At 59.3% G+C, this 22,341-nt stretch carries 28 protein-coding genes and 1 pseudogene; 17 read left to right on the top strand and 12 right to left on the bottom strand.

The window, feature by feature from the left end; translation table 11 throughout:
- Window positions 1-76: 76 nt before the first annotated feature.
- The gene (locus JFT66_RS24345; protein WP_198860336.1) at window positions 77-973 is read left to right on the top strand and encodes a LysR family transcriptional regulator; all 897 of its coding nucleotides are present in this window, start codon (window positions 77-79) and stop codon (window positions 971-973) included.
- Here JFT66_RS24345 and JFT66_RS24350 read toward each other — a convergent pair.
- Window positions 954-1,409 carry a flavodoxin gene (locus JFT66_RS24350; RefSeq protein WP_034115940.1) on the bottom strand — a complete coding sequence of 152 codons (456 nt, stop codon included), beginning with the start codon at window positions 1,407-1,409 and terminating at the stop codon, window positions 954-956. The genes JFT66_RS24345 and JFT66_RS24350 overlap by 20 nt on opposite strands.
- 129 nt (window positions 1,410-1,538) lie before the next feature.
- Here JFT66_RS24350 and JFT66_RS24355 point away from each other — a divergent pair, with 129 nt between their 5' ends.
- Both JFT66_RS24355 and JFT66_RS24360 read left to right on the top strand, forming a co-directional pair.
- Window positions 1,539-2,006 carry a PAS domain-containing protein gene (locus JFT66_RS24355; RefSeq protein WP_034116006.1) on the top strand — a complete coding sequence of 156 codons (468 nt, stop codon included), beginning with the start codon at window positions 1,539-1,541 and terminating at the stop codon, window positions 2,004-2,006.
- A gap of 58 nt (window positions 2,007-2,064) precedes the next feature.
- A complete protein-coding gene (locus tag JFT66_RS24360; protein ID WP_198860337.1) occupies window positions 2,065-2,670 on the top strand; it encodes a hypothetical protein in 606 nt (201 codons plus the stop codon).
- Window positions 2,671-2,672: 2 nt separating this feature from the next.
- Here the strand turns inward: JFT66_RS24360 and JFT66_RS24365 are convergent, their stop codons facing one another.
- Entirely contained in the window at window positions 2,673-3,629 is a 957-nt protein-coding gene (locus tag JFT66_RS24365) for a MerR family transcriptional regulator (protein WP_198860338.1), read from the bottom strand.
- 216 nt (window positions 3,630-3,845) lie between these two features.
- Here JFT66_RS24365 and JFT66_RS24370 point away from each other — a divergent pair, with 216 nt between their 5' ends.
- The 6 genes from JFT66_RS24370 to JFT66_RS24395 are packed head-to-tail and all read left to right on the top strand — an operon-like array spanning window position 3,846 to window position 6,779.
- Window positions 3,846-4,403: an antibiotic biosynthesis monooxygenase gene (locus tag JFT66_RS24370; RefSeq protein WP_034115943.1), complete on the top strand. Its 558-nt coding sequence runs from the start codon at window positions 3,846-3,848 to the stop codon at window positions 4,401-4,403.
- A 56-nt stretch (window positions 4,404-4,459) separates the two neighbouring features.
- Window positions 4,460-5,170 carry a dihydromonapterin reductase gene (gene folM, locus JFT66_RS24375; RefSeq protein ID WP_034115944.1) on the top strand — a complete coding sequence of 237 codons (711 nt, stop codon included), beginning with the start codon at window positions 4,460-4,462 and terminating at the stop codon, window positions 5,168-5,170.
- Between the two features lie 20 nt (window positions 5,171-5,190).
- Window positions 5,191-5,751: a GTP cyclohydrolase I FolE gene (gene folE, locus JFT66_RS24380; protein ID WP_034115945.1), complete on the top strand. Its 561-nt coding sequence runs from the start codon at window positions 5,191-5,193 to the stop codon at window positions 5,749-5,751.
- A 2-nt stretch (window positions 5,752-5,753) separates the two neighbouring features.
- Entirely contained in the window at window positions 5,754-6,125 is a 372-nt protein-coding gene (folX, locus tag JFT66_RS24385) for a dihydroneopterin triphosphate 2'-epimerase (protein WP_034115946.1), read from the top strand.
- Between the two features lie 23 nt (window positions 6,126-6,148).
- Window positions 6,149-6,445, top strand: coding sequence for a DUF1244 domain-containing protein (locus tag JFT66_RS24390; protein ID WP_032879544.1), 297 nt, complete (start codon window positions 6,149-6,151; stop codon window positions 6,443-6,445).
- Window positions 6,438-6,779, top strand: coding sequence for a HopJ type III effector protein (locus JFT66_RS24395; RefSeq protein WP_034115947.1), 342 nt, complete (start codon window positions 6,438-6,440; stop codon window positions 6,777-6,779). Before JFT66_RS24390 ends, JFT66_RS24395 begins: the two co-directional genes overlap by 8 nt.
- Before the next feature lie 183 nt (window positions 6,780-6,962).
- Here JFT66_RS24395 and trxB read toward each other — a convergent pair whose 3' ends face one another.
- Window positions 6,963-7,925: a thioredoxin-disulfide reductase gene (gene trxB / locus JFT66_RS24400; protein WP_003194076.1), complete on the bottom strand. Its 963-nt coding sequence runs from the start codon at window positions 7,923-7,925 to the stop codon at window positions 6,963-6,965.
- A 293-nt stretch (window positions 7,926-8,218) separates the two neighbouring features.
- Between trxB and cysZ the strand changes: the two genes are divergently transcribed.
- From cysZ to JFT66_RS24415, 3 genes are all read left to right on the top strand, one after another.
- Window positions 8,219-8,983 carry a sulfate transporter CysZ gene (cysZ, locus tag JFT66_RS24405; protein ID WP_198860339.1) on the top strand — a complete coding sequence of 255 codons (765 nt, stop codon included), beginning with the start codon at window positions 8,219-8,221 and terminating at the stop codon, window positions 8,981-8,983.
- A 54-nt stretch (window positions 8,984-9,037) separates the two neighbouring features.
- Window positions 9,038-10,216 carry a glycosyltransferase family 4 protein gene (locus tag JFT66_RS24410; RefSeq protein WP_198860340.1) on the top strand — a complete coding sequence of 393 codons (1,179 nt, stop codon included), beginning with the start codon at window positions 9,038-9,040 and terminating at the stop codon, window positions 10,214-10,216.
- Window positions 10,217-10,368: 152 nt separating this feature from the next.
- Complete coding sequence (locus tag JFT66_RS24415) at window positions 10,369-10,548, top strand: hypothetical protein (protein ID WP_034115950.1); 180 nt, start codon at window positions 10,369-10,371, stop codon at window positions 10,546-10,548.
- Window positions 10,549-10,597: 49 nt separating this feature from the next.
- On the opposite strand, the gene JFT66_RS24420 is transcribed toward JFT66_RS24415, so the two are convergent.
- From JFT66_RS24420 to rplU, 7 genes are all read right to left on the bottom strand, one after another.
- The gene (locus JFT66_RS24420) at window positions 10,598-11,701 is read right to left on the bottom strand and encodes an NADH:flavin oxidoreductase (RefSeq protein WP_153839168.1); all 1,104 of its coding nucleotides are present in this window, start codon (window positions 11,699-11,701) and stop codon (window positions 10,598-10,600) included.
- Between the two features lie 219 nt (window positions 11,702-11,920).
- Window positions 11,921-12,403: a glutathione peroxidase gene (locus JFT66_RS24425; RefSeq protein ID WP_034115952.1), complete on the bottom strand. Its 483-nt coding sequence runs from the start codon at window positions 12,401-12,403 to the stop codon at window positions 11,921-11,923.
- A 101-nt stretch (window positions 12,404-12,504) separates the two neighbouring features.
- Window positions 12,505-12,969, bottom strand: a complete 465-nt coding sequence (locus tag JFT66_RS24430) for a CreA family protein (RefSeq protein ID WP_034115953.1) — start codon at window positions 12,967-12,969, stop codon at window positions 12,505-12,507.
- 16 nt (window positions 12,970-12,985) lie between these two features.
- Window positions 12,986-14,104, bottom strand: a complete 1,119-nt coding sequence (gene proB, locus JFT66_RS24435) for a glutamate 5-kinase (RefSeq protein WP_034115954.1) — start codon at window positions 14,102-14,104, stop codon at window positions 12,986-12,988.
- A gap of 111 nt (window positions 14,105-14,215) precedes the next feature.
- The gene (gene cgtA / locus JFT66_RS24440) at window positions 14,216-15,439 is read right to left on the bottom strand and encodes an Obg family GTPase CgtA (protein WP_005791308.1); all 1,224 of its coding nucleotides are present in this window, start codon (window positions 15,437-15,439) and stop codon (window positions 14,216-14,218) included.
- A gap of 193 nt (window positions 15,440-15,632) precedes the next feature.
- Complete coding sequence (gene rpmA / locus JFT66_RS24445) at window positions 15,633-15,890, bottom strand: 50S ribosomal protein L27 (protein WP_003176049.1); 258 nt, start codon at window positions 15,888-15,890, stop codon at window positions 15,633-15,635.
- A gap of 34 nt (window positions 15,891-15,924) precedes the next feature.
- On the bottom strand, window positions 15,925-16,239 hold the full coding sequence (gene rplU / locus JFT66_RS24450; RefSeq protein ID WP_003176051.1) for a 50S ribosomal protein L21: 315 nt from the start codon (window positions 16,237-16,239) through the stop codon (window positions 15,925-15,927).
- A 239-nt stretch (window positions 16,240-16,478) separates the two neighbouring features.
- Here rplU and JFT66_RS24455 point away from each other — a divergent pair, with 239 nt between their 5' ends.
- The 3 genes from JFT66_RS24455 to JFT66_RS24465 all read left to right on the top strand — a co-directional run bounded on the left by JFT66_RS24455 (window position 16,479) and on the right by JFT66_RS24465 (window position 18,433).
- The gene (locus JFT66_RS24455; RefSeq protein WP_034115955.1) at window positions 16,479-17,447 is read left to right on the top strand and encodes a polyprenyl synthetase family protein; all 969 of its coding nucleotides are present in this window, start codon (window positions 16,479-16,481) and stop codon (window positions 17,445-17,447) included.
- Window positions 17,448-17,674: 227 nt separating this feature from the next.
- Window positions 17,675-18,016 carry a zinc ribbon domain-containing protein YjdM gene (locus JFT66_RS24460; protein WP_034115956.1) on the top strand — a complete coding sequence of 114 codons (342 nt, stop codon included), beginning with the start codon at window positions 17,675-17,677 and terminating at the stop codon, window positions 18,014-18,016.
- Window positions 18,017-18,175: 159 nt separating this feature from the next.
- Window positions 18,176-18,433 (top strand): PA4570 family protein, encoded by a 258-nt coding sequence (locus JFT66_RS24465; protein WP_005791321.1) that lies wholly within the window; start codon window positions 18,176-18,178, stop codon window positions 18,431-18,433.
- Between the two features lie 60 nt (window positions 18,434-18,493).
- On the opposite strand, the gene JFT66_RS24470 is transcribed toward JFT66_RS24465, so the two are convergent.
- Window positions 18,494-19,111 carry an FKBP-type peptidyl-prolyl cis-trans isomerase gene (locus JFT66_RS24470; protein WP_034115957.1) on the bottom strand — a complete coding sequence of 206 codons (618 nt, stop codon included), beginning with the start codon at window positions 19,109-19,111 and terminating at the stop codon, window positions 18,494-18,496.
- Window positions 19,112-19,526: 415 nt separating this feature from the next.
- Here JFT66_RS24470 and JFT66_RS30300 point away from each other — a divergent pair.
- Both JFT66_RS30300 and JFT66_RS30305 read left to right on the top strand, forming a co-directional pair.
- Window positions 19,527-20,408, top strand: a pseudogene (locus JFT66_RS30300) (methyl-accepting chemotaxis protein); the annotation flags it as partial.
- Window positions 20,409-20,606: 198 nt separating this feature from the next.
- Entirely contained in the window at window positions 20,607-21,311 is a 705-nt protein-coding gene (locus JFT66_RS30305) for a methyl-accepting chemotaxis protein (RefSeq protein ID WP_370874670.1), read from the top strand.
- A 640-nt stretch (window positions 21,312-21,951) separates the two neighbouring features.
- Here JFT66_RS30305 and JFT66_RS24480 read toward each other — a convergent pair.
- A complete protein-coding gene (locus JFT66_RS24480; protein WP_034115959.1) occupies window positions 21,952-22,320 on the bottom strand; it encodes a glyoxalase superfamily protein in 369 nt (122 codons plus the stop codon).
- Between the last annotated feature and the right edge of the window lie 21 nt (window positions 22,321-22,341).

Genomic DNA, 22,341 nt, shown 5'->3' on the forward strand with positions numbered 1-22,341 from the left:
CTCATTTTAAAGAGGCCGACCCCATACCCCCAGCGAATTGTTAGACTGCAAGCCATTCCAAACTGGAATCACGGATATGGAATTCAAACAGCTGCGCAGCTTCGTCGAGGTCATTCACCGCGGTGGTTTTACCCAAGCCGGTATAACCTTGCACATCAGCCAATCTGCGGTCAGTAAACAGGTGGCGCAGCTGGAGCAGAGCCTCGGCACCCCACTGCTTGAGCGCACCGGATCACAGGTACGCCTGACCGCTGCCGGCGCAGTGGTGCTGCAGCGTGCCGAGGCCATGCTGCGTCTGCAGGGCGAACTGCTCAGCGAGCTGGATGATATGCAGCACCTGGCCCGTGGCGAACTGCGCCTGGGCTTGCCGCTACTGGCAGGCGATACCCTGTTCGCCGGGCTGTTTGCCGAGTACCGCAGGCGCTACCCAAAGGTTACGATCCAGTTGCTCGAAGGCGGCAGTCGCACGATCGAGCAGGCGATTCTCAATGGCGAACTGGACGTGGGTGGCAGCCTGATGCCCAGCGACCCGGCCTTTGCCTGGCAAGCGTTCTGCGATGAACCGCTGGATGCGTTGCTACCGATGGACCATCCCCTGGCGGAAAATGCCCAAGTACGCCTGGAGGAATTGGCCGACACGCCGTTCCTGATGTACCAACGCAGCTTTGTATTGAACGACCGGCTATTGCAAGCCTGTCAGCAAGTGGGCTTCACCCCGAAGGAAATCGGGCGCAGCGGCCAGGCGGACTTTCTCGTCGCCCTGGTGGCCGCCGGCCAAGGCGTGGTGCTGTTGCCCAGCGTCGTCGCCCGGGGGCTGGTGCGACCGGGCGTGGTGCGCCTGACGCTCAAGGCGCCGGACTACCTACGCTGGGACATAGCCTTTATCTGGCGCCAGGGCGCCTATCTGTCGAAGGCCGCCCAGGCCTGGCTGGCATTACTGCGGGAGTTTCCGGTCAACCGCGCAGTGCAGTGACCAACTCGGCCAGCCACGGCTCGGCGTCGGTTTCCGGGGTCACGCTTTCGCTGGCGTCCAGGCGCAGCATCGGCAGCACTTCGCGTACGCCCAACTCAGCGAACAACTCGCGCATCTGCTCGCCACCGCCGCAGAACGTATCGCCGTAGCTGGCGTCGCCCAGGCCGATCACCGCCCCAGGCAGGCCACGCCAGGCGGCAGGCAGTTGGTCGCGAATGTTCGAGTACAGCGCTTGCAGATTGTCGGGCAGCTCGCCCATGCCGGTGGTCGAGGTCACCGCCAGGAAAGCATCAGGGGCAAACGCCTGCACGTCCGCCAAACTGGCGCGAGCGTTATGCCAGGCGTCAAAACCGGCTTCTTTTAGAATTTTTTCAGCGTGGCGAGCGACTTCTTCAGCCGTGCCGTAGACCGAGCCGGAAAGGATGGCGACTTTCATCAATCTGATCCTGTAGTTGAGTGAAAGCCTGGGATATTAGCAGCCTGTGCCAATATTTCAGTGTGCACCGCGCAATATTCAAGACATGCCATAAACTTGCGACATGAAAGAAACGCCATGGACCGCTCAATGATTAACGCCAAGCTGCTGCAAATGGTCGTCAATGCTTCCAACGATGGGATCGTCGTTGCCGAACGCGAAGGCAAGGACAAACCGCTGATCTACGTTAACCCGGCCTTCGAACGGCTGACCGGCTACACCTTGGACGAGATCCTGTATCAGGACTGCCGTTTCCTGCAATCAGGCGATCGCGACCAGCCGGCCCTGATGGCCATTCGTGAAGCCCTCGACAGCGGTGACGCGTGCCAGGAGATCCTGCGCAACTACCGTAAGGACGGCACACCCTTCTGGAACGAGCTATCGCTTTCGACGGTGTACAACGAGGCCGACAAGCAGACGTATTTCGTCGCAGTGCAAAAAGACGTCACCACCCAAGTCAAGGCGCAGCAGCGCGTCGCACAGCTGGAAGCCCAATTAGCCGAGCTTAAAGCCGAACTCGCTGTACTCAAGGCGACGAGTGGAATCAACAAACTGTAAAAAGCGCGGTCTTTAGAGCGATAATGGCTTTTTAATGCCTAAGCCTTGAGCCAGATCAATGCACCGCGACACGCTATTGACGCAGGACGAACTGGATTTTATCCAGGACATGCAGCACAACCCGCAGCTCAACCTGCGGGATGCATGGTCGAGCCTGACGGTTAATGGCGGTGCGCAGATTCGCGATTTGCTCACGCGGCTGGCCGCTCACGACCAGGTCACCATTCAGGCGCAGTTCGACAACCAGCAACTCACTTTCCCCCTGCGCTTGGTGGAAGATGAGTTTCATGCCGTGCATTTGCGCCTGGGCGTGCCGAGCATTTTCGAAGACGGGCCGATGATCCGCCCGTGGCGCCTGGCCCTGGAAACACCGGTTGCGCTGGAAAACGTCAAGGGCTATCCCAGCGCATTTTGGGTACACGAAGTGTCATTCAAAGGTGTGCTGATAGAAGTGCGTGGTCGGGCCAAACCGCCGAAGACCTTTTCCTTGTGGTTCAGCCCTTCGGGCTACGAACGCATTGCGCTGCGCGGCGCGCTGGAGCGGGAAACCGCTCGAGGCCTGTTCGCCTATCGCCTGAGCCAGAGTGATGCCGATGAGATCGAGCGCCTGCGCCAGTTCATCCTGCACCAGCACCGCCTGGTCCATCCCAACGTACATGCCTGAGATCAGGTATCCAGGCCGCCGCTGAGAAACTGCTGCAAGCGGCGTGGCATCAACCGTCCATCATTGCCCAGGCATCCAATCGACGAGCCCGACAGGCTTTGTTCTGCCAGGTCCGATGCATCTCCAGCCAGCAGCAACGGGCAATTGAGCGTGAATGCCAGGCGGTTGAGCCGTGACGGCAGTTCTGCTCCAGGGGAGTGGTTGGAAAACAGGACCAGAGCCTGCGGCCGGGTCCGCTCGCAGATCAGCGTCAATTCATCGAGCGGTTGACCAATACCCAGAACCTTTACTGCGAGCTTGTCGCTCGACATCAATAAGCCTGCAACTAACAGCTCCAACTCGCGGCACTCTCCGGCGATGGCGACCAATAACACCCTTGGCGCCGGCGTGGCACAGGCCAGTTGCAGGCAGCGTGCGATGCGCGAGCGCAGGAAGCTGTCGAAGAAAAGCCACTCGCTGGCCTGGCCAAAGCTACCGTGGTGACGTAACAGTTGTTGCCATAGCGGCATCAAAATGTCTTGAAATACCACTGTCGTTGAGTAGACGCTGAAGATCTGGCCGTAAAGTTGGTCCAGCTCCCGATCATCAAAAGCGCTGATAGCCAGCCGCAATTGCGCCTGCCATTGGCGCCATTCCAGCTCGGTATCGCTGCGTGATGGCGTGGCCAGTGCGCTGGGCAGTTGATCGCGCGCCAGGATCTTGCCCACTTTGCTCACTGCCACCCCGCGTTCGATCCAGTCGAGAATGCGATGCACGGTATCGATATCGGTGCGTGAATACAGGCGATGCCCACTTTCAGTGCGAACGGGCTGGATCAAACCGTAGCGACGCTCCCAGGCACGTAACGTCACCGGGTTTACACCCGTGAGCCTTGCTACTTCACGAATCGGTAACAGCACCTCGGAATCAGCGGGACTGTCGAGTGTCGTTTCACGAAGCGGAGCAATGATTTCAGACATCAGCGGTCAGAAATATCCATATAAATTTGGATCCTATTTAACGCCGATTAGACTGCATGATTCAAGATCCACGGCGATCCATCCGAAGTCTCTGGTGTATTTCGGTAAAACAGGAATAATCCTTGCCTGCTTTTTCTACGTCGCTGCAACACCCCCGCAGCTTCGTTCGTGCGCCGCTTACCCGGCCCAGCGCACCTGATTACTTGGAGATACACGATGTCTACCTCACCCGTAACCTTGATGGTTGCGCGCCGCATGGCCAAAGGTCGTTACGAAGAACTGATGGCCTGGCTGCGCGAAGGCGAGCAATTGGCCACTGACTTCCCTGGGTACCTGGGGTCCGGCGTGTTGGCCCCGCCGCCCCATGACGATGAATTCCAGATCATCTTCCGCTTCGCCGATGAAAAAACCCTGCATGCCTGGGAGTTTTCAGCCTCGCGCAGTGCCTGGCTGAGCCGTGGCAGCGAGCTGTTTGCCGACCCATCCGAGCACCGTGTGAGCGGCATTGATGGCTGGTTTGGTGCCGTGGGTGCACGCCCGCCACGCTGGAAACAGGCAGTGGCGATCTGGCTGGCGTTTTTCCCGGTGTCATTGCTGTTCAACTTCGGCCTGGGGCCGCTGCTCAATGAGCTGGACTTGTTCAGCCGTGTACTGGTCAGTACCGCCGCCCTGACACCCTTGATGGTTTACATCTTTATTCCGCTGTCGACGCACCTGCTGGCGAACTGGCTGCACCCCTCGCCACCTCGCAAGGTCACCGAAGCCGCCGCTTGAGCACAGGGGGCCAGGTCGCTGGTATAGTTTCAGCCTGCCAGCGACTTGAGCCTCCCATGATTGCAACCAACGCACCGATACTGATCACCGGTGCCGGCCAGCGTGTCGGCCTGCATTGCGCCGAGCGCCTGTTGGACGAGGGCCACTCGGTAATTTTCAGCTATCGCAGCGAACGCCCAGGCGTGCAGGCCCTGCGTGATCGGGGGGCCATCGGCGTGTTCGCCGACTTCTCCAGCGAAGCCGGGATTCTTGCCTTCATTGCCGAACTGCACAGCCATACCCAAAGCCTGCGCGCGATCATCCACAACGCCTCGGCCTGGGTCGCGGAAACGCCGGGTGACGAAAGCCGCGCGTTTGTCGACATGTTCAGCGTGCACATGCTTGCGCCGTACCTGATCAACCTGCATTGTTCACCCTTGCTGCAACGCTCGACACCTGCCGACATCGTGCATATCAGCGATGACGTGGTGCGCAAGGGCAGCCGCCAACACATCGCCTACTGCGCCACCAAGGCCGGGCTCGACAGCCTCACGTTGTCGTTTGCCGCGCAGTTCGCGCCGCTGATCAAGGTCAACGGCATCGCTGCAGCGATGGTGATGTTCAATGAGGGCGATGACGCGGCCTATCGCGCCAAGGTGCTGGCCAAGTCGGCGCTGGGCATCGAGCCCGGGCCCGAGGTGATCTACCAGAGCGTGCGTTACCTGCTGGACAACCCCTATGTCACCGGTACCACCCTGACCGTCAACGGCGGGCGGCATATCAAGTAAGCCGTTTGTGAGGATGTTGTATGACCTTATCCCTGCCCCACCACTACCGCGAAATCCTCAAGGGCCTGGGCGAAGACCCGCAGCGCGAGGGCCTGCTCAATACGCCCAAGCGCGCCGCCAAGGCCATGCAGTACCTGTGTCATGGCTACGGGCAGAACCTGGAAGAAATCGTCAACGGCGCGCTGTTCGCTTCCGATAATGACGAAATGGTGATTCTCAAGGACATCGAGCTGTACTCGCTGTGCGAGCACCACTTGCTGCCCTTTATCGGCAAGGCGCATGTAGCCTATATTCCGACCGGCAAGGTGCTGGGCCTGTCGAAACTGGCGCGCATCGTCGACATGTTCGCCCGGCGCCTGCAGATCCAGGAAAACCTCACGCGCCAGATCGCCGACGCCATCCAGGACGTCACCCAGGCTGCGGGCGTAGCCGTGGTGATCGAAGCCAGGCACATGTGCATGATGATGCGCGGCGTGGAAAAACAGAATTCAACCATGAACACCTCAGTGATGCTCGGCGCCTTCCGCGACTCGAACACCACGCGCATGGAGTTCCTGCAACTGATTGGACGGAGCAAGTAACAATGCCACAACTTCAACCAGGCATGGCGCGTATCCGGGTCAAGGACCTGTGCCTGCGCACCTTTATCGGCATCAACGAGGACGAAATCCTCAACAAGCAGGATGTGCTGATCAACCTGACCATCCTGTATGCCGCCCAGGAAGCCGTGCGCGACAACGATATCGACCATGCCCTGAACTACCGCACCATCACCAAGGCGATCATCGCCCATGTGGAAGCCAACCGCTTCGCCCTGCTGGAGCGCCTTACCCAGGAATTGCTCGACCTGGTGATGAGCAACGAATCGGTGCTGTACGCCGAGGTCGAAGTGGATAAGCCCCATGCGCTGCGGTTTGCCGAGTCGGTTTCGATTACCCTGGCCGCCAGCCGCTAACCCCTGAATCTGCAGTGAGCCCTATGAACGATCAACAACGCCTCGAACTCGAAGCCGCCGCCTTCCGCCGCCTGGTAGCCCACCTGGACAGCCGCAAGGATGTGCAGAATATCGACCTGATGAATCTCGCCGGCTTTTGCCGTAACTGCTTGTCCAAGTGGTACAAGGCCGAGGCCGACGAACGCCAGATCGAGGTCAGCCTCGATGATGCCCGTGAAGTGGTGTACGGCATGCCGTACGCCGAATGGAAAGCCCAGTACCAGCAAGAAGCCAATGCCGACCAACAGGCGGCGTTTGCCAAAGGAAAACCCCATGACTGATTTGAATACACTGCGCGCCAGCCTCAACAGCGGCGAACACGTCTTTGCCGATACCCTGGCCTTTATCGCGGCCGGTTACGACTACCAGCCACAGGCTTTCACCAATGGCACGGTGGAAAATGCTGCCGGGCAAAATGAAGGTTCGTGCAAGACGCTGGGATTGGCGTTGCTGGAAGGGTTGAACGACCAGGAAGCGTTGCTGGCGTTTGGTGAGCATTACCGTTCGGTGGTGGCGACGCCTGAGGGCAGTGACCATGGCAATATTCGGGCGCTGATTGCCCATGGGTTGGCAGGGGTGAAATTTGCTGCGCAGCCCCTGAGCCGCCAGTCCTGAGTCAAACACCAATCAAAATGTGGGAGCGGGCTTGCTCGCGAAAGCGGTGTATCAGAGCCAGATTCAGTGCCTGACACTCCGCTTTCGCGAGCAAGCCCGCTCCCACACTTGTATTGCATTGATCATTAAATCCAGTGCATAAAAAACCGGCCTCTCAGCCGGTTTTTTTTCATTTCAACGGGTTCAGAACGAAGCGTCCTTCAACCCATCGAGGTAACGCTCGGCATCCAGGGCCGCCATGCAGCCGGCGCCGGCCGAGGTGATGGCCTGGCGGTAGACGTGGTCAGCCACGTCACCGGCAGCGAAGATCCCTTCGATGTTGGTCGCGGTGGCATTGCCTTCACGGCCGCCTTGCACGACCAGGTAGCCGTCTTTGGCTTCCAGCACGCCTTCGAACAGCGAAGTGTTCGGGGTGTGGCCGATCGCGATGAATACGCCGTCGACTTTCAGCTCGTCGAAGCTGCCGTCGTTGTTTTTCAGGCGAGCACCGGTCACGCCCATGTTGTCGCCCAGGACTTCGTCCAGGGTGGCGTTGAGCTTGAGGATGATCTTGCCTTCAGCCACACGGGCATGCAGCTTGTCGATCAGGATCTTCTCGGCGCGGAAAGTCTCGCGGCGGTGAACCAGGGTCACGGTGCTGGCGATGTTGGCCAGGTACAGCGCCTCTTCCACCGCGGTGTTGCCGCCGCCGACCACGGCGACCGGCTTGTTGCGGTAGAAGAAACCGTCGCAGGTCGCGCAGGCGGAAACGCCTTTGCCCATGAACGCTTCTTCCGACGGCAGGCCCAGGTAACGCGCGCTGGCACCCGTGGCGATGATCAGCGCGTCACAGGTGTACACACCGCTGTCGCCGGTCAGGCTATAAGGCTTTTTCGAGAAATCGACTTTGTTGATATGGTCGAAAACGATCTCGGTTTCAAAGCGCTCGGCGTGCTCTTTCATACGCTCCATCAACACCGGGCCGGTCAGGCCATGAACATCACCCGGCCAGTTGTCGACTTCAGTCGTGGTGGTCAACTGACCGCCCGCCTGCATGCCAGTAATCAGCAGCGGCTTGAGATTGGCCCGGGCAGCGTAGACAGCCGCGCTGTAACCGGCAGGGCCGGAACCGAGAATAATCACTCGGGAATGACGGGTATCAGACATGACTCACTCCTATCGACCGCCCGGACCACAGGGCGGCTGGAATAAAAAAGGACCGCGAAGCACTTGGGGAAGGCTTTAACTCGCCAGGTCCTGAAAAATAATGGGTGCAGCGTATCGAGGGGGGCAAGATTAAGGAAATACGCATTAACAATCCAGCTCATAGGTGAGCTCTATGATTCTGACTAGATTAATCGACGCTTTGTAACCCCGGATGTCGCCTGCCGGCCCGCGCTTTCACATCGTGGGCAAAGTCGGTAAGGTCGGCGCGTTCGCCATCCTGCTCGGAGTTCTCCATGCCTGCCCCTGCTCTTTCCGGCCCGCAATACCTGCGTGAAGGCCTCAAACTGGTGTTGAGCCCTGGCCTGCGTCTGTTTGTATTGCTGCCGCTGGCGATCAACCTGGTGTTGTTCGTCGGGTTGATCTATTTCGCCGGCCATCAGTTCAGCCTGTGGGTCGATAGTTTGATGCCGACGCTGCCCAACTGGCTAGGCTTTTTGAATTACCTGTTGTGGCCACTGTTTGTCGTGCTAGTGGTGCTGATGGTGTTTTTCACCTTCACCATGCTCGCTAACATTATCGCCGCACCGTTCAATGGCTTTCTCGCCGAGAAAGTTGAAGTGGTGGTGCGGGGCACCGATGACTTCCCGCCGTTCAGCTGGAGTGAGCTGGCAGCAATGGTCCCGCGTACCCTGGCCCGGGAAATGCGCAAGCTGGGTTACTTCCTGCCACGCGCCATCGGCCTGTTCATCCTGTCGTTCATCCCGGTGGTCAACCTGATCGCGGCGCCGCTGTGGTTGCTATTTGGCGTATGGATGATGGCGATCCAATACATTGACTACCCGGCGGATAACCACAAGCTGGGCTGGAACGAAATGCTCGCCTGGCTGCGCCAGAAACGCTGGCAGAGCCTGAGCTTCGGCGGCATCGTCTACCTGATGCTGCTGGTGCCGGTGGTCAATCTGTTGATGATGCCGGCGGCAGTGGCCGGGGCGACGCTGTTCTGGGTGCGGGAGCAAGGCGCCGAGGCGATGGCGGGGCAAGCGGTGGCCACGTCATAAATCCATCATCCCACTGACACAATGACGACATGGCCCACGGTGACACTGTGGGTCATGACGAGAGCTTCGCTTCACATCGCCCTGATTACTGAAACCTTCCCGCCGGAAATCAACGGGGTGGCCAATACCCTCGGCCGCCTGTGCGAGGGTTTGCGCTCGCGTGGTCACCAGGTCGAACTGGTGCGCCCCCGCCAGGGCGCTGACCAGAGCCGGTCGAGTGACGATCAATTGCTGCTGTGTCGCGGCTGGCCACTACCGGGTTACCCAGGGCTGCAATGGGGGCAATCGTCGATGCACAAATTACTCAGGCGCTGGGCCCGACAGCGCCCGGATGTGTTGTATATCGCCACGGAAGGCCCCTTGGGCCTATCCGCCCTACGCGCAGCACGACGCCTGGGCATCAGTGTTGTCAGCGGCTTTCACACCAATTTCCAGCAGTATTCGAACCAGTATGGCTTGAGCCTGCTGAGCCGCATGGTCACCCATTACCTGCGCTGGTTTCATAACCGTTCGAGCCTGACCCTGGTGCCAAGCGCCAGTCAGCGCCTGGAGCTGGGGCGCCGGCATTTCGAGCGCCTGGGGATGTTGTCACGGGGCGTCGACAGTCAATTGTTTCACCCTGCCAAACGCGACAACGCGTTGCGGGAAAGCTGGGCATTGAACAATGAACAAATCGCGGTGCTGCATGTAGGGCGGTTGGCCCAGGAAAAGAACCTCGGCCTGCTCAAACGCTGCTTCGAGACGTTGCAGGACCGTTACCCAACGCGCCAGATGAAACTGATCATCGTCGGTGATGGGCCACAACGGGCGATGCTGGAAAAAGAACTCCCCGAAGCGATTTTCTGCGGTGCCTTGCGCGGTGAAGAACTGGCGCGGCACTACGCGTCCGGCGATGTGTTCCTGTTCCCCAGCCTGACAGAAACCTTCGGCAACGTGGTACTGGAAGCCATGGCCTCGGGGCTGGGCGTCGTGGCCTACGACCAGGCGGCTGCAGCCCAGCATATTCGCCATGGCTACAACGGCGTGCTGGCGATGCCTGGGGATGAAGATGCCTTTTGCGACGCCGCCAATTGGCTGCTGGAGGAAACAGAGAGCTTGCGGCGCATGCGCCTGAATGCGCGCCAACATGCCAGTCGCCAAGGCTGGGCAGCGATTATCGAGCAATTCGAGCATCACTTACGCGGTGTATGCGGGGAGAGTTTCGCCCTTCCAGCGCAATCTTACGTGCGCTGAACAATCTGCCAATGATATGAAGCGTGCGGCGAGCCTGTTACAGGCCACTCAAGTTTTGCCTGGTATTTAAAAGGGGAACCATTGGCCGCAGAACGCCAACCATTGATACCTGCTGGCCAAGCAGGCCCTTTTAATAATGGAGATATTGAACAATGCCAACTTATGGAATGGGTGTACGTAATGGCGTCAACATGCCAACCGCGGAATGGACACGCCAGCAGCAATGGCTGGATCAAGCGCGTGCAGAGCCGCCAACCTACGGTCAGCCTGGGCATAAAGACACACTCAAGACCGATCACCACAAAGAGCTGAATAAGCGACCCGAGTATTAACCCCTAAAGCGACAAAACTCCCTGTGATCATCACAGGGAGTCCGGCCCCTTAGACCAGAGTCGTCAACGCCTCACGGCTGAACGGCAAGATGTCGCCCTCGCGCCCCTCGCGCACCTTCACCGCCCAATCCGGGTCAACCAGCAGCGCACGGCCCACCGCCACCAGGTCGAACTCATCATTGTTCAGGCGCTCCAGCAGCTTTTCCAGGCTGGCAGGTTGTGCGACCTTGTCGGTGTTGACCATGAACTGCAGGAACTCGCCATCCAGGCCGACGCTGCCCACGGTGATCGTCGGCTTGCCGGTAAGTTGACGTGTCCAACCGGCCAGGTTGAGGTCGGAGCCTTCAAATTCCGGCTCCCAGAAACGGCGGGTGGAACAGTGGAAAATATCCACGCCGGCGTCAGCCAATGGCTTGAGAAACTCAGCCAATGCCTCCGGGGTTTGCACCAGGCGCGCGGTGTAGTCTTGCTGCTTCCACTGGGAGAAACGCAAGATAATCGGAAACGCCGGGCCGACCGCAGCGCGGGTCGCCTGGATCAGCTCGATGGCAAAGCGCGAACGGTTGGCCAGGCTACCGCCGTATTCGTCGGTGCGCTGGTTGCTGCCTTCCCAGAAGAACTGGTCTACCAGATAACCGTGGGCGCCGTGGATTTCCACGCCGTCCATGCCGATGGCCTGGGCGTCCTTGGCGGCTTGGGCGAAGGCGTTGATCACGTCCTTGATGTCCTGGGCAGTCATACCGTGTACGACCACCTTGCCGTCCTTGAGCTTCTCCATCGGGCCGTAGGCTGGAACGCTGGCATCAGGCTCCGTACCAATACGGCGCACACTGCCCACATGCCACAGCTGCGGAATAATCTTGCCGCCTTCGGCGTGCACGGCGTCGACCACTTTCTTCCAGCCGGCCAGCGCGGCTTCACCGTAGAAATGTGGGACATTGGGGTAGCCATTGGAAGCCTGATGACCGACCACTGTGCCTTCAGTGATGATCAGGCCCACACCGGCAGCCGCACGACGTCGGTAGTACTCGATGACTTGGGAGTTGGGTACGCCACCCGGGGAGAACGAACGGGTCATCGGGGCCATGACGACGCGGGAGGACAATTGCAGTGCACCCAGTTGAAACGGTTTGAACAAGGCTTGGACAGGCATGGAGCACTCCACCGGGAAGGAATTTATGACGAATATAATATGGGGAGTGAGTAGTGCTTGATAGCACTATTGATCTGGGTGATTAAGGGGGTAAATGCAGCCGAATACCTGTAGGAGCGAGCTTGCTCGCGAAGAACTCAAGGACACGCGTCAAACCAGGATAATCGCGTTATCGTTGGCGATCTTCGCGAGCGAGCTCGCTCCTACAGTGGGTATGTTTCAGCTCAGGGCTTTTTCGATGGCCTGGATGATAGTCGGGTCGTCCGGGGACGTACGTGGCGAAAAGCGCGCAAGTACCCGGCCATCCTTACCCAACAGGAATTTCTCGAAGTTCCAGGTGATATCACCCGGAAATTCGGCGCCCTCGCCCGCCAGCAGGCGATACAACTGATGACGATCCGGACCGTTCACCTCCAGCTTGCTGCCCAGGGGGAAGGTCACACCGTAGTTCAGGCTGCAGAACTCGCGGATCTCTTCCTCGCTGCCCGGCTCCTGGCCTGCAAACTGGTTGCACGGTAAACCGAGCACCGTGAACCCCTGGTCCTTGTACTGCTGGTAGAGGTTTTCCAACGCCGCGTATTGCGGGGTCAAACCACATTTGGACGCCACATTGACCACCAGTACAACCTGGCCCTTGAAGGGGGCCAGTGGCAGCTCTTGTCCGTCCAAGGCTTTGAGTTTCAGATCGTGGAAAGCACTCATGACGAACTCCAGATATCCCATGTTCTTTGCATTGCAGCCTTTGGAGCTTACAACCCGCAAGGCTGCAATCATAGACGCCGATGACAAAACGCGCCTGCGGGTTACTGAGCGGTCGGCCACGGCAAAATCGGGATCGCTGTCACCGCGTTCTGCGGGCTGCCTTCGATCAGGCGGTCGCTGTAGACCAGGTACACCAGGGTATTGCGCTTCTTGTCAAGGAAGCGCACCACCTGCATGGTCTTGAACACCAGCGAGGTACGCTCCTTGAATACTTCGTCACCGTCCTTGAGCTCGCCCTTGAAGTGGATCGGGCCAACCTGGCGGCAGGCAATCGACGCTTCAGCGCGGTCTTCGGCCAGGCCCAGGCCACCTTTGACACCACCGGTCTTGGCGCGGGACAGGTAACAGGTCACGCCATCGACCTTGGGGTCGTCAAACGCTTCGACCACAATCCGGTCGTTAGGGCCGACAAACTTGAACACCGTCGAGACCTGGGCGATTTCTTCGGCCGAGGCCAGCAGTGGCATGACCAATAACAGGCCGAGTAATCCCTTCATTACACGCATCGGGTATTCCTTTCGTTTAAACCAGGATGAGGTTATCGCGGTGCACCAGCTCCGGTTCCGCCATATAGCCCAGGAGTCCGACAATGGCGTCAGACGATTGTCCAATAATCTTCTGCGCCTCGAGAGCGCTGTAGTTGGCCAGGCCACGGGCGATCTCACGACCGTCCGGCGCGACGCACACCACCATCTCACCACGGCGAAAGCTGCCCTGCACCAGCTTGACGCCCACCGGCAGCAAGCTCTTGTTGCCTTGGGACAACGCCGACACCGCGCCCTCGTCCAGCACCAGGGTGCCACGGGTTTGCAGGTGTCCGGCCAGCCATTGCTTGCGCGCCGCGAGCATGCCGCGTTCCGGTGATAGCAGCGTACCGATGCGCTCACCGGCCTTGAGGCGATCCAGCACACGCTCCAGGCGCCCGCCCACGATGATGGTGTGGGCGCCGGAACGCGCAGCCAGGCGCGCAGCGCGCAGCTTGGTCTGCATGCCACCACGGCCCAGGGCACCGCCGACACTGCCGGCGACTGCATCCAGCGCCGGGTCATCGGCGCGGGCTTCGTGGATCAACTGGGCGTCGGGGTTGTTGCGCGGGTCAGCGTCGAACATGCCATCGCGGTCGGTGAGAATCACCAGCAGGTCGGCCTCGACCAGGTTGGCCACCAGGGCGGCCAGAGTATCGTTGTCACCGAAACGGATTTCATCGGTGACCACCGTATCGTTTTCGTTGATCACCGGGATGACCTTGAGCTCCACCAGCGCGCGCAAGGTGCTGCGGGCGTTGAGGTAGCGCTTGCGGTCGGACAGGTCGTCGTGAGTCAGCAGGATCTGCGCCGTGTGGCGGCCGTGCTCGGCGAAGCTGGACTCCCAGGCTTGCACAAGGCCCATCTGACCGATGGCGGCGGCGGCTTGCAGTTCGTGCATCGCGCTGGGTCGCGCGGTCCAGCCGAGGCGGCTCATACCGGCGGCAACGGCCCCGGACGACACCAGCACCAACTCGACACCTGCTTCATGCAAGGCCACCATCTGCTCGACCCAGACGCTCATGGCTGCGCGATCCAGACCTTTGCCGTCCGCCGTCAGCAGCGCACTTCCGATCTTTACGACCCAGCGCTGCGCACCTGTCACTTTGCTCCGCATCATCTTCAACCTTAAAGTGAGGGCCGCGCGACCCAGCGCCGCCCATAACGTTATACCCGGATACCAAAACGCCGCTCTATAAGGAGCGGCGTTCAAGTTTATCGCAACGGATCAGTCGCGCACGTAAATGATTTCCGGGCCATCTTCATCATCCACGTCTTCTTCGTCCCAGTCATCGTCGCCGATGTCGTGGACCGATTTCACGCCGCTGCGGCGCAGGGCGCGCTGGTCGTCCAGGGCCTGCAACTGGGCGCGGGCTTCGTCTTCGATCTGCTGGTCGAGCTCGGCGAGCTCGGCCTTGAATACCGGGTCGGCCGCCAGGCGGTCGGCGCGGTCTTCCAGGTAACGCATGATGTCGCGGGTCAGGCGCTCAGTGCCTTCTTTGGCAATGGCCGAAATCACATAGACCGGACCTTCCCACTCCAGGCGATCGACGATTTCCTTGACGCGCTCTTCGTGCTCTTCCTCGAGGATCTGGTCGCACTTGTTCAGTACCAGCCAGCGATCACGCTCGGCCAGGGCCGGGCTGAACTTGGTCAGCTCGCTGACGATCACTTCGGCGGCGTCCGCTGCACTGGTGTCATCCAACGGCGCCATGTCAACGAGGTGCAACAGCAAACGGGTGCGGGACAAGTGCTTGAGGAAGCGAATCCCCAGGCCTGCGCCGTCGGAAGCGCCTTCGATCAGGCCGGGAATGTCGGCGACCACGAAGCTCTTCCAACGGTCGACGCTGACCACGCCCAGGTTTGGCACCAGGGTGGTGAACGGGTAGTCGGCGACTTTCGGCTTGGCGGCCGATACCGAACGGATGAAAGTACTTTTGCCGGCGTTCGGCAGGCCCAGCAGGCCAACGTCTGCCAGTACTTTCATTTCCAGCTTCAGGTCGCGCTGCTCGCCCGGCTTGCCCGGCGTGGTCTGGCGCGGTGCACGGTTGGTACTGGACTTGAATCGGGTGTTACCCAGACCGTGCCAGCCGCCCTGCACAACCATCAGCTTCTGGCCGGCCTTGGTCAGGTCGCCAATCACTTCCTGGGTCGCGGAGTCGATGATCGTGGTGCCGACCGGTACGCGCAGTACCAGGTCTTCACCTTTTTTACCGGTGCAGTCGGTGCTGCCACCGTTGGAGCCACGCTCGGCATCGAAGTGCCGGGTGTAACGGTAGTCGACCAGGGTGTTGAGGTTTTCGTCGGCCATCATGTAGATGGAACCGCCGTCACCGCCGTCACCGCCGTTTGGGCCACCGTTTTCGATGAATTTTTCGCGACGGAAACTCATGCAACCGTTACCGCCATCGCCTGCTTTTACTCGGATGGAAACTTCATCAACAAACTTCATAACAAAACGCCTCTCGCCGCATGGACGAGCTTAAGAAACCAAGACATAAGACTCTTGCAAAAATGAGCGCAGCGACCTCAATCAACGACCGCACAACCAGCGCTTGAGCCCATCACAAACAGCTTTGCAAGAGACTCACCCCACAAACGAAAAAGCCCCGTCGCAAGACAGGGCTTTTCCAGCGATCTCGCAATTAAGCTGCGACAACGCTCACGTAACGGCGGTTGAACGCGCCCTTTACTTCAAACTTGATCACGCCTTCGATTTTCGCGAAGAGGGTGTGATCTTTACCCATGCCTACACCGTAACCGGCGTGGAATTGGGTGCCGCGCTGACGCACGATGATGTTGCCCGGAATGATTTTCTGGCCGCCATACATCTTAACGCCAAGGCGTTTGGCTTCTGAGTCGCGACCGTTACGGGTACTACCACCAGCTTTTTTGTGTGCCATGAGTCAATTCTCCTAGTGAGGAATTAGGCTGAAATTAAGCCTGAATACCGGTGATTTTGATCTCGGTGTACCACTGGCGGTGGCCCATACGCTTCATGTGGTGCTTACGACGACGGAACTTGATGATGCGGACTTTATCGTGACGACCTTGGGAGATCACTTCAGCCACAACGGTAGCGCCAGCAACAACTGGAGCGCCGATGTTCACGTCATCGCCATTGGCGACCAACAGAACGCGATCAAAAGTAACGGATTCGCCGGTAGCGATTTCCAGTTTTTCGATCTTCAGGTATTCACCTGGGGCGACCTTGTATTGCTTGCCACCAGTAACAATTACTGCGTACGACATGGTATTTCTCCGATAATCCTGCTCACCCAGCGCTTTATAAGAAGAGGTATTGGCTGGCATGGCTGCATGGGATGGACGTCCCGAATGCAATTGCGTAAGGCAGGTGCTGCCCAGGAAGTTCAGGGTGCGCGATTGTACGCAAGCCTTTGAAGCGTTGCAAGTAGCCGTCTATCGCGCCTTGACACTAGGGGGCCTGAGTCCTAGCATGCCGCGCAACCCTTCTGGAGCGACTGTCGCTGATGCAACCCCAAGCTTTCTACCGCGCGGTCGCGGACGATTTTAGCGCCGTCGACGGCATCATCAAGCAGCAGCTGACGTCTAAAGTGCCGCTGGTCTCCAAAATTGGCGACTATATTACGTCGGCGGGCGGCAAACGCCTGCGTCCTTTATTAGTACTGCTGTGTGGCAAGGCCCTGGGCCGCGAAGGCGATGACCTGCGCCTGCTGGCCGCCACCATCGAGTTCCTGCACACCGCCACCCTGCTGCATGACGACGTGGTCGACATGTCCGGCATGCGCCGTGGCCGCGAGACCGCCAATGCCATGTGGGGCAACGCACCGAGCGTGTTGGTGGGTGACTTCCTGTATTCGCGCTCGTTCGAAATGATGGTCGAGCTGGGCTCGATGCCGGTGATGAAGATTCTTTCACAGGCCACGCGCATCATCGCCGAAGGCGAAGTGTTGCAGTTGTCCAAAGTCCGCGACGCCAGCACCACCGAAGAAACCTATATGGAAGTGATTCGCGGCAAAACCGCGATGCTCTTCGAAGCCTCTACCCACAGCGCCGCTGCACTGTGTGGCGCCACCGCCGAACAGGCCGAGGCGCTGCGTACCTTTGGTGATCACCTGGGCGTGGCGTTCCAACTGGTGGACGACCTGCTCGACTACAAGGGCGACGCCGAAACCCTGGGCAAGAACGTCGGTGACGACCTGGCCGAGGGCAAGCCGACCTTGCCGCTGATCTACACCATGCGCGAAGGCACGCCGGAACAGGCCGCCCTGGTGCGCAAGGCGATCCAGAAAGGCGGGATCGAAGACCTGGAGGCCATCCGTGCCGCCGTCGAAGCCTCAGGTTCCCTGGAGTACACCGCACAACTGGCGCGTGACTACGTGGCCCGTGCGATCAAGTGCCTGCAAGCACTGCCTGCCAGCGAATACCGGGATGCATTGGTTGAGCTGAGCGAATTCGCGGTGGCGCGTACTCACTGAGCAATATCTGCGAACGCGGGCTAGTGTGGGAGCGGGCTTGCTCGCGAAAGCGTAGTGTCAGTCAATATCTTATAAATTGACCTACCGCTTTCGCGAGCAAGCCCGCTCCCACATTTTGTTTGTATTGCCAATATTTAGAATGTATTGCCACTCTAGGCGGCCCTACCCAGCCACAAACCCCTATATAATGTGCGACTTTTAGCCATCCTGACTTTCAAGGAGCTTTAGTGAGCACGTTGCCACCCTGCCCAAAATGCAATTCCGAATACACCTACGAAGACGGCGCCCAGCTGATCTGCCCGGAATGCGCCCATGAGTGGTCCGCCAATGGCGAGGCCGAAGTGGCCAGCGATGAAACCGTGAAGAAAGATTCTGTGGGTAACGTCCTGCAGGACGGTGACACCATTACCGTGATCAAGGACCTCAAGGTCAAGGGCACGTCCCTGGTGGTCAAGGTCGGCACCAAGGTCAAGAACATTCGCCTGTGCGACGGCGACCACGATATCGACTGCAAGATCGACGGTATCGGCCCGATGAAACTCAAGTCCGAGTTCGTGCGCAAGGTCTGATCCTGCTGTATCCATCCCGCGCCCGCCGCGGGATGGCGTTTTGCCCTCCCCGTTGATCGAACACAATACCCACACAGAAAAACCCAGAAACCGCCAATAGACACTTGCTATTCTACGAATAAGAATTATTCTCATTGAAACCCATCAAGGAGAACGACCATGACTTATTTGATAGATGCCTGGCTGGACCGTCCACACCCTTACCTGCGGATCCTGCATCGGGAAACCGGCGAAGTCTGTGCGGTGCTTGAGGAAGAAGCGCTGAACGAACTGCAGGATCAGGGAGACCTGGACGTCAATGGCCTGAGTTCCAGTGAGCCTGGAGTACTGAAGGAAGTGGTGAGGAACCTGTTTCTGTTCTGCTATGCCCGAGCGTTGCGCCCGGCGACCGACTTGAATGGCAAGTTCCATCCATGAAGAAACTGGCAAATGCCTGTTGGGGCGAACGCGTTCGTCCCAACAGGTAACCAGCAGGTCTTACAGAACGTCGAGCAGCTCGACGTCGAACACCAGAACGCTGTGCGGCGGGATGCTGCCAACGCCTTGAGCGCCGTAAGCCAGTTCGCTCGGCACGTACAGACGCCATTTGCTGCCGGCATTCATCAGTTGCAGGGCTTCGGTCCAGCCGGCGATCACGCCGCCAACCGGGAATTCTGCAGGCTGGCCACGCTCGTAGGAGCTGTCGAACACAGTGCCGTCGATCAGGGTGCCGTGGTAGTGAGTACGCACTTGATCTTCACGGGTCGGCTTGGCGCCGGTGCCGGCAGTCAGCACTTCAAATTGCAGGCCGGAAGCCAGGGTGGTGATGCCATCACGCTTGGCGTTTTCAGCCAGGAATGCCAGGCCTTCGCCTGCTGCGGCTTCAGCCTTGGCAGCGGCTTCGGCTTGCATGATTTCGCGGATCACTTTGAAGCTGGCAGCCATTTGCTCTTGGTCAACACGGCTTGGCTTGCCCGCGAACGCGTCGGTCAGGCCAGCCAGGATCGCGTCCAGGCTAACGCCCGGTGGCGGGTTGTCGCGCAGTTGGTCGCCCAACTGACGGCCGATACCGTAGCTGACGCGGGTTTCGTCGGTGGACAGATTAACTTCGGACATGAAGAGGCTCCGCTGTAGGGCAACACGGTTTCCCGCGTCGCCCAGAACTAAAAGGGCCCGCAGACTAGCACACAAGACCGACCCGTGATCAGCCCCCCTCCCCGGCTACCAGAGCGCCAGGTCGTAGGTCAGGTACAGCCGCAATGGCGCCCCTTCGTCACCCCGCAAGAAAAGTACTTCAGAATCATCCTTTGCCGCCGATACAGCCCTACACATCTTGGCTGGCTCAAACAACAACACACCGTCCAGCAGACAGACATCACTCTTCAAGGAGCTTTCGATGAACAGCTGGTTCGGTAACATCAGCGTCAACCTCAAACTCGGCCTGGGCTTTGGCCTGGTGCTGGCCCTCACCTCGATCCTGGCACTCACCGGCTGGACCAGCCTGGGCGGCCTGATCGACCGTAGCAACTGGATGAGTGACATCACCCAGCTCAACGCCTCGCTGACCAAGCTGCGCATCGTGCGCTTGCAATACATGCTGGCCAACGGCGACGAAGCCGTGGCGCAGAACGTGCAGACCAGCCTCGATGCCTTCGCCGCCCAGCAACAGAAGCTGCTGGACACATTCAAGAGCCCGGAAAACCTCAAGCTGCTCAATGACCAGAAAGCCGTCATTACCGCTTACCGCCAGTCACTGAACAAAATGCGCGAGGCCTACCGTAACGGCAACGCTGCACGCGACGTCATGGGCGCCAAGGCCGACATCGCCAACGCACAAATCAATGCGCTGGAAACCAATGTGCAGCAGTCGCCCGATAGCCCCGAACGCTTCACTCAATTTTTGGCCGTGACCCAAGCCAAGAGCGAGTTCCAGCAAGCTCGCTACGAAGTGCGCGGCTATACCAATAGCCCGAGCGCCGAAACCGAAGCCCGCGCTGCTGCGCAAATCGAAAAAGCCGTCGCCGGTTTGAAAGCTCTCAGTGCCGCGTTCGGCGCTGGCCAGCAAACCGCATTGACCGCACTGGAAACCGCGCTTGGTGACTATCGCAGCGCCGTGCAGAGCTACAAGGCGGCCAACGCCAACATCGTTACCGCCCGCGCCGAAATGACGACACAAGGCGCCGATATCGTCACGATCAGCGACAAGCTGTACGACATCCAGCTGGAACGTCGCGACACTGAAAGCACTCAGGCCCGTAGCCTGCAATTGATCAGCACCTTGCTGGCCCTGCTGGTCGGCATCATCGCTGCCTGGGTGATCACCCGCCAGATCACGCGCCCGATCCAGGACACGCTAGCCGTGGTGGAACGCATCGCTTCCGGCGACCTGAGCCACAACATCCAGGTGACCCGTCGTGATGAGCTGGGCGTGTTGCAACAAGGCATCCAGCGCATGGGCACGACCCTGCGCGAGCTGATCAGCGGCATCCGCGATGGCGTGACTCAGATTGCCAGCGCCGCCGAAGAATTGTCGGCGGTGACTGAACAGACCAGCGCCGGTGTGAACAGTCAGAAGATCGAGACCGATCAGGTCGCCACCGCCATGCATGAAATGACCGCCACCGTGCAGGAAGTGGCGCGCAATGCCGAACAGGCTTCCCAAGCCGCGTCCGACGCCGACGGGCAAGCCCGCGAAGGCGACAAGGTGGTGGCCGAAGCCATTGCCCAGATCGAGCGATTGGCCGCCGAAGTAGCGCGTTCCACCGACGCCATGACGCACCTGCAGCAAGAGAGCAACAAGATCGGCAGCGTCATGGACGTGATCAAGGCCGTGGCCGAACAGACCAACCTGCTGGCCCTCAACGCCGCGATTGAAGCCGCACGTGCCGGTGAAGCCGGCCGTGGCTTTGCCGTGGTCGCCGACGAAGTACGTGGCCTGGCCCAACGTACGCAGAAATCCACCGAGGAAATCGAAGGCCTGGTGGCTGGCTTGCAGAACGGCACCCAGCAAGTGGCCAGCGTGATGAACAACAGCCGCAGCCTCACCGACAGCAGCGTCGAGCTGACGCGCAAGGCAGGCGTATCCCTGGAGAACATCACCCGCACAGTGTCGAACATCCAGTCGATGAACCAGCAGATTGCAGCGGCCGCCGAACAGCAGAGCGCCGTGGCCGAAGAGATCAGCCGCAGTATTGTGAATGTGCGGGATGTGTCCGAGCAGACAGCGACGGCCAGTGACGAGACGGCCAAGTCGAGTGTGGAATTGGCGCGTTTGGGCAGCCAGTTGCAGCAGATGGTCAGTCATTTCCGGGTTTGAAAAACCAAAAAAGCCGCCTCGATTTAAGCCGAGGCGGCTCCACTTCTCAGACCTTACAGGTCATCAAAGCTGTCCCGCAGGAATGTCCACACGTGATAAACACGTAGGGCATTTACTACGAGGTTCCACGTACGTCGTGCAAGCTTAGACATACTCGGCCCTCCTTGAGTTGGGCCTTACCTCCAGCGCACTTACCGGAACACGTGAGCCTTTGGACGCGGGTCAATGCGTCCTTTGAGGTGGCCGGGCTAGTGGTCCTTCCGCATCAATCCGGCACGGATTACTAGCCCGTGGCGGTCGGTCCAGAATTCGCGCGCATACCCGGCCCCCCCCAAAAAGCGACAAACGCAGAACGGGGAAGATCCTAACCAACATTCCCGTCTAAGGTGTGTCCAACAGTGGTCAAATATCCAGTATCGCCCGATAGATTCATTGCAAGCTTTTGCAGTCAAATCAGGCAAGAGAAAGATGCCTAAAGTATCCATGCCGGCCATCGTTCCGTGTTGCGTGACGACGTGACCGGCGGTAGTATCCACCTGCGGGTCAATGCGTCCTTTGAGAGAGCAAACCCCAGCCACTAACTGGGTTTGCAAAAAAACCGCCCTACTAAGGCGGTTTTTTATTGCCTGCCATTTCCCCATCAGCCCTCGCCTTCCTCGACAAACACCAGCCGATTCCCAAACGGATCACTGATGCTCATCTCCCGCGAACCCCAAGGCGTTTCCTCAACCCCGGGCTTGGCATAACGGTAATCTTTGGCCAGCAACTGCTGCTGATACGCGTCCACTTCTGTCGCCTGAATCCGCACCGCCGACCCCGGCGACGCATCGCCATGGTGCTCGGACAAATGCAGCACACACTCGCCCAGTGACACTTGCAGGTACAACGGGAAATTCGCCTCGAAACGATGCTGCCAATCGACCTTGAACCCCAGGAAGTCGACGTAGAATTCCAACGCCTTGGCCTCATCGAAAATCCGCAGGATGGGGGTGACTTTTCCTAAGTGCATGGCGACTGCTCCGTGTGTGAG

This window comes from Pseudomonas sp. MF6755 (assembly GCF_016405635.1).
Taxonomy (GTDB): domain Bacteria; phylum Pseudomonadota; class Gammaproteobacteria; order Pseudomonadales; family Pseudomonadaceae; genus Aquipseudomonas; species Aquipseudomonas haemolytica.

What these genes read in the sequence shown, in the direction of transcription:
- JFT66_RS24345 (WP_198860336.1), top strand. Translation starts at nt 77, where the DNA reads ATGGAATTCAAACAGCTGCGCAGCTTCGTCGAGGTCATTCACCGCGGT.
- JFT66_RS24350 (WP_034115940.1), bottom strand. Translation starts at nt 1,409, where the DNA reads ATGAAAGTCGCCATCCTTTCCGGCTCGGTCTACGGCACGGCTGAAGAA.
- JFT66_RS24355 (WP_034116006.1), top strand. Translation starts at nt 1,539, where the DNA reads ATGATTAACGCCAAGCTGCTGCAAATGGTCGTCAATGCTTCCAACGAT.
- JFT66_RS24360 (WP_198860337.1), top strand. Translation starts at nt 2,065, where the DNA reads ATGCACCGCGACACGCTATTGACGCAGGACGAACTGGATTTTATCCAG.
- JFT66_RS24365 (WP_198860338.1), bottom strand. Translation starts at nt 3,629, where the DNA reads ATGTCTGAAATCATTGCTCCGCTTCGTGAAACGACACTCGACAGTCCC.
- JFT66_RS24370 (WP_034115943.1), top strand. Translation starts at nt 3,846, where the DNA reads ATGTCTACCTCACCCGTAACCTTGATGGTTGCGCGCCGCATGGCCAAA.
- folM (WP_034115944.1), top strand. Translation starts at nt 4,460, where the DNA reads ATGATTGCAACCAACGCACCGATACTGATCACCGGTGCCGGCCAGCGT.
- folE (WP_034115945.1), top strand. Translation starts at nt 5,191, where the DNA reads ATGACCTTATCCCTGCCCCACCACTACCGCGAAATCCTCAAGGGCCTG.
- folX (WP_034115946.1), top strand. Translation starts at nt 5,754, where the DNA reads ATGCCACAACTTCAACCAGGCATGGCGCGTATCCGGGTCAAGGACCTG.
- JFT66_RS24390 (WP_032879544.1), top strand. Translation starts at nt 6,149, where the DNA reads ATGAACGATCAACAACGCCTCGAACTCGAAGCCGCCGCCTTCCGCCGC.
- JFT66_RS24395 (WP_034115947.1), top strand. Translation starts at nt 6,438, where the DNA reads ATGACTGATTTGAATACACTGCGCGCCAGCCTCAACAGCGGCGAACAC.
- trxB (WP_003194076.1), bottom strand. Translation starts at nt 7,925, where the DNA reads ATGTCTGATACCCGTCATTCCCGAGTGATTATTCTCGGTTCCGGCCCT.
- cysZ (WP_198860339.1), top strand. Translation starts at nt 8,219, where the DNA reads ATGCCTGCCCCTGCTCTTTCCGGCCCGCAATACCTGCGTGAAGGCCTC.
- JFT66_RS24410 (WP_198860340.1), top strand. Translation starts at nt 9,038, where the DNA reads ATGACGAGAGCTTCGCTTCACATCGCCCTGATTACTGAAACCTTCCCG.
- JFT66_RS24415 (WP_034115950.1), top strand. Translation starts at nt 10,369, where the DNA reads ATGCCAACTTATGGAATGGGTGTACGTAATGGCGTCAACATGCCAACC.
- JFT66_RS24420 (WP_153839168.1), bottom strand. Translation starts at nt 11,701, where the DNA reads ATGCCTGTCCAAGCCTTGTTCAAACCGTTTCAACTGGGTGCACTGCAA.
- JFT66_RS24425 (WP_034115952.1), bottom strand. Translation starts at nt 12,403, where the DNA reads ATGAGTGCTTTCCACGATCTGAAACTCAAAGCCTTGGACGGACAAGAG.
- JFT66_RS24430 (WP_034115953.1), bottom strand. Translation starts at nt 12,969, where the DNA reads ATGCGTGTAATGAAGGGATTACTCGGCCTGTTATTGGTCATGCCACTG.
- proB (WP_034115954.1), bottom strand. Translation starts at nt 14,104, where the DNA reads ATGCGGAGCAAAGTGACAGGTGCGCAGCGCTGGGTCGTAAAGATCGGA.
- cgtA (WP_005791308.1), bottom strand. Translation starts at nt 15,439, where the DNA reads ATGAAGTTTGTTGATGAAGTTTCCATCCGAGTAAAAGCAGGCGATGGC.
- rpmA (WP_003176049.1), bottom strand. Translation starts at nt 15,890, where the DNA reads ATGGCACACAAAAAAGCTGGTGGTAGTACCCGTAACGGTCGCGACTCA.
- rplU (WP_003176051.1), bottom strand. Translation starts at nt 16,239, where the DNA reads ATGTCGTACGCAGTAATTGTTACTGGTGGCAAGCAATACAAGGTCGCC.
- JFT66_RS24455 (WP_034115955.1), top strand. Translation starts at nt 16,479, where the DNA reads ATGCAACCCCAAGCTTTCTACCGCGCGGTCGCGGACGATTTTAGCGCC.
- JFT66_RS24465 (WP_005791321.1), top strand. Translation starts at nt 18,176, where the DNA reads ATGACTTATTTGATAGATGCCTGGCTGGACCGTCCACACCCTTACCTG.
- JFT66_RS24470 (WP_034115957.1), bottom strand. Translation starts at nt 19,111, where the DNA reads ATGTCCGAAGTTAATCTGTCCACCGACGAAACCCGCGTCAGCTACGGT.
- JFT66_RS30305 (WP_370874670.1), top strand. Translation starts at nt 20,607, where the DNA reads ATGACCGCCACCGTGCAGGAAGTGGCGCGCAATGCCGAACAGGCTTCC.
- JFT66_RS24480 (WP_034115959.1), bottom strand. Translation starts at nt 22,320, where the DNA reads ATGCACTTAGGAAAAGTCACCCCCATCCTGCGGATTTTCGATGAGGCC.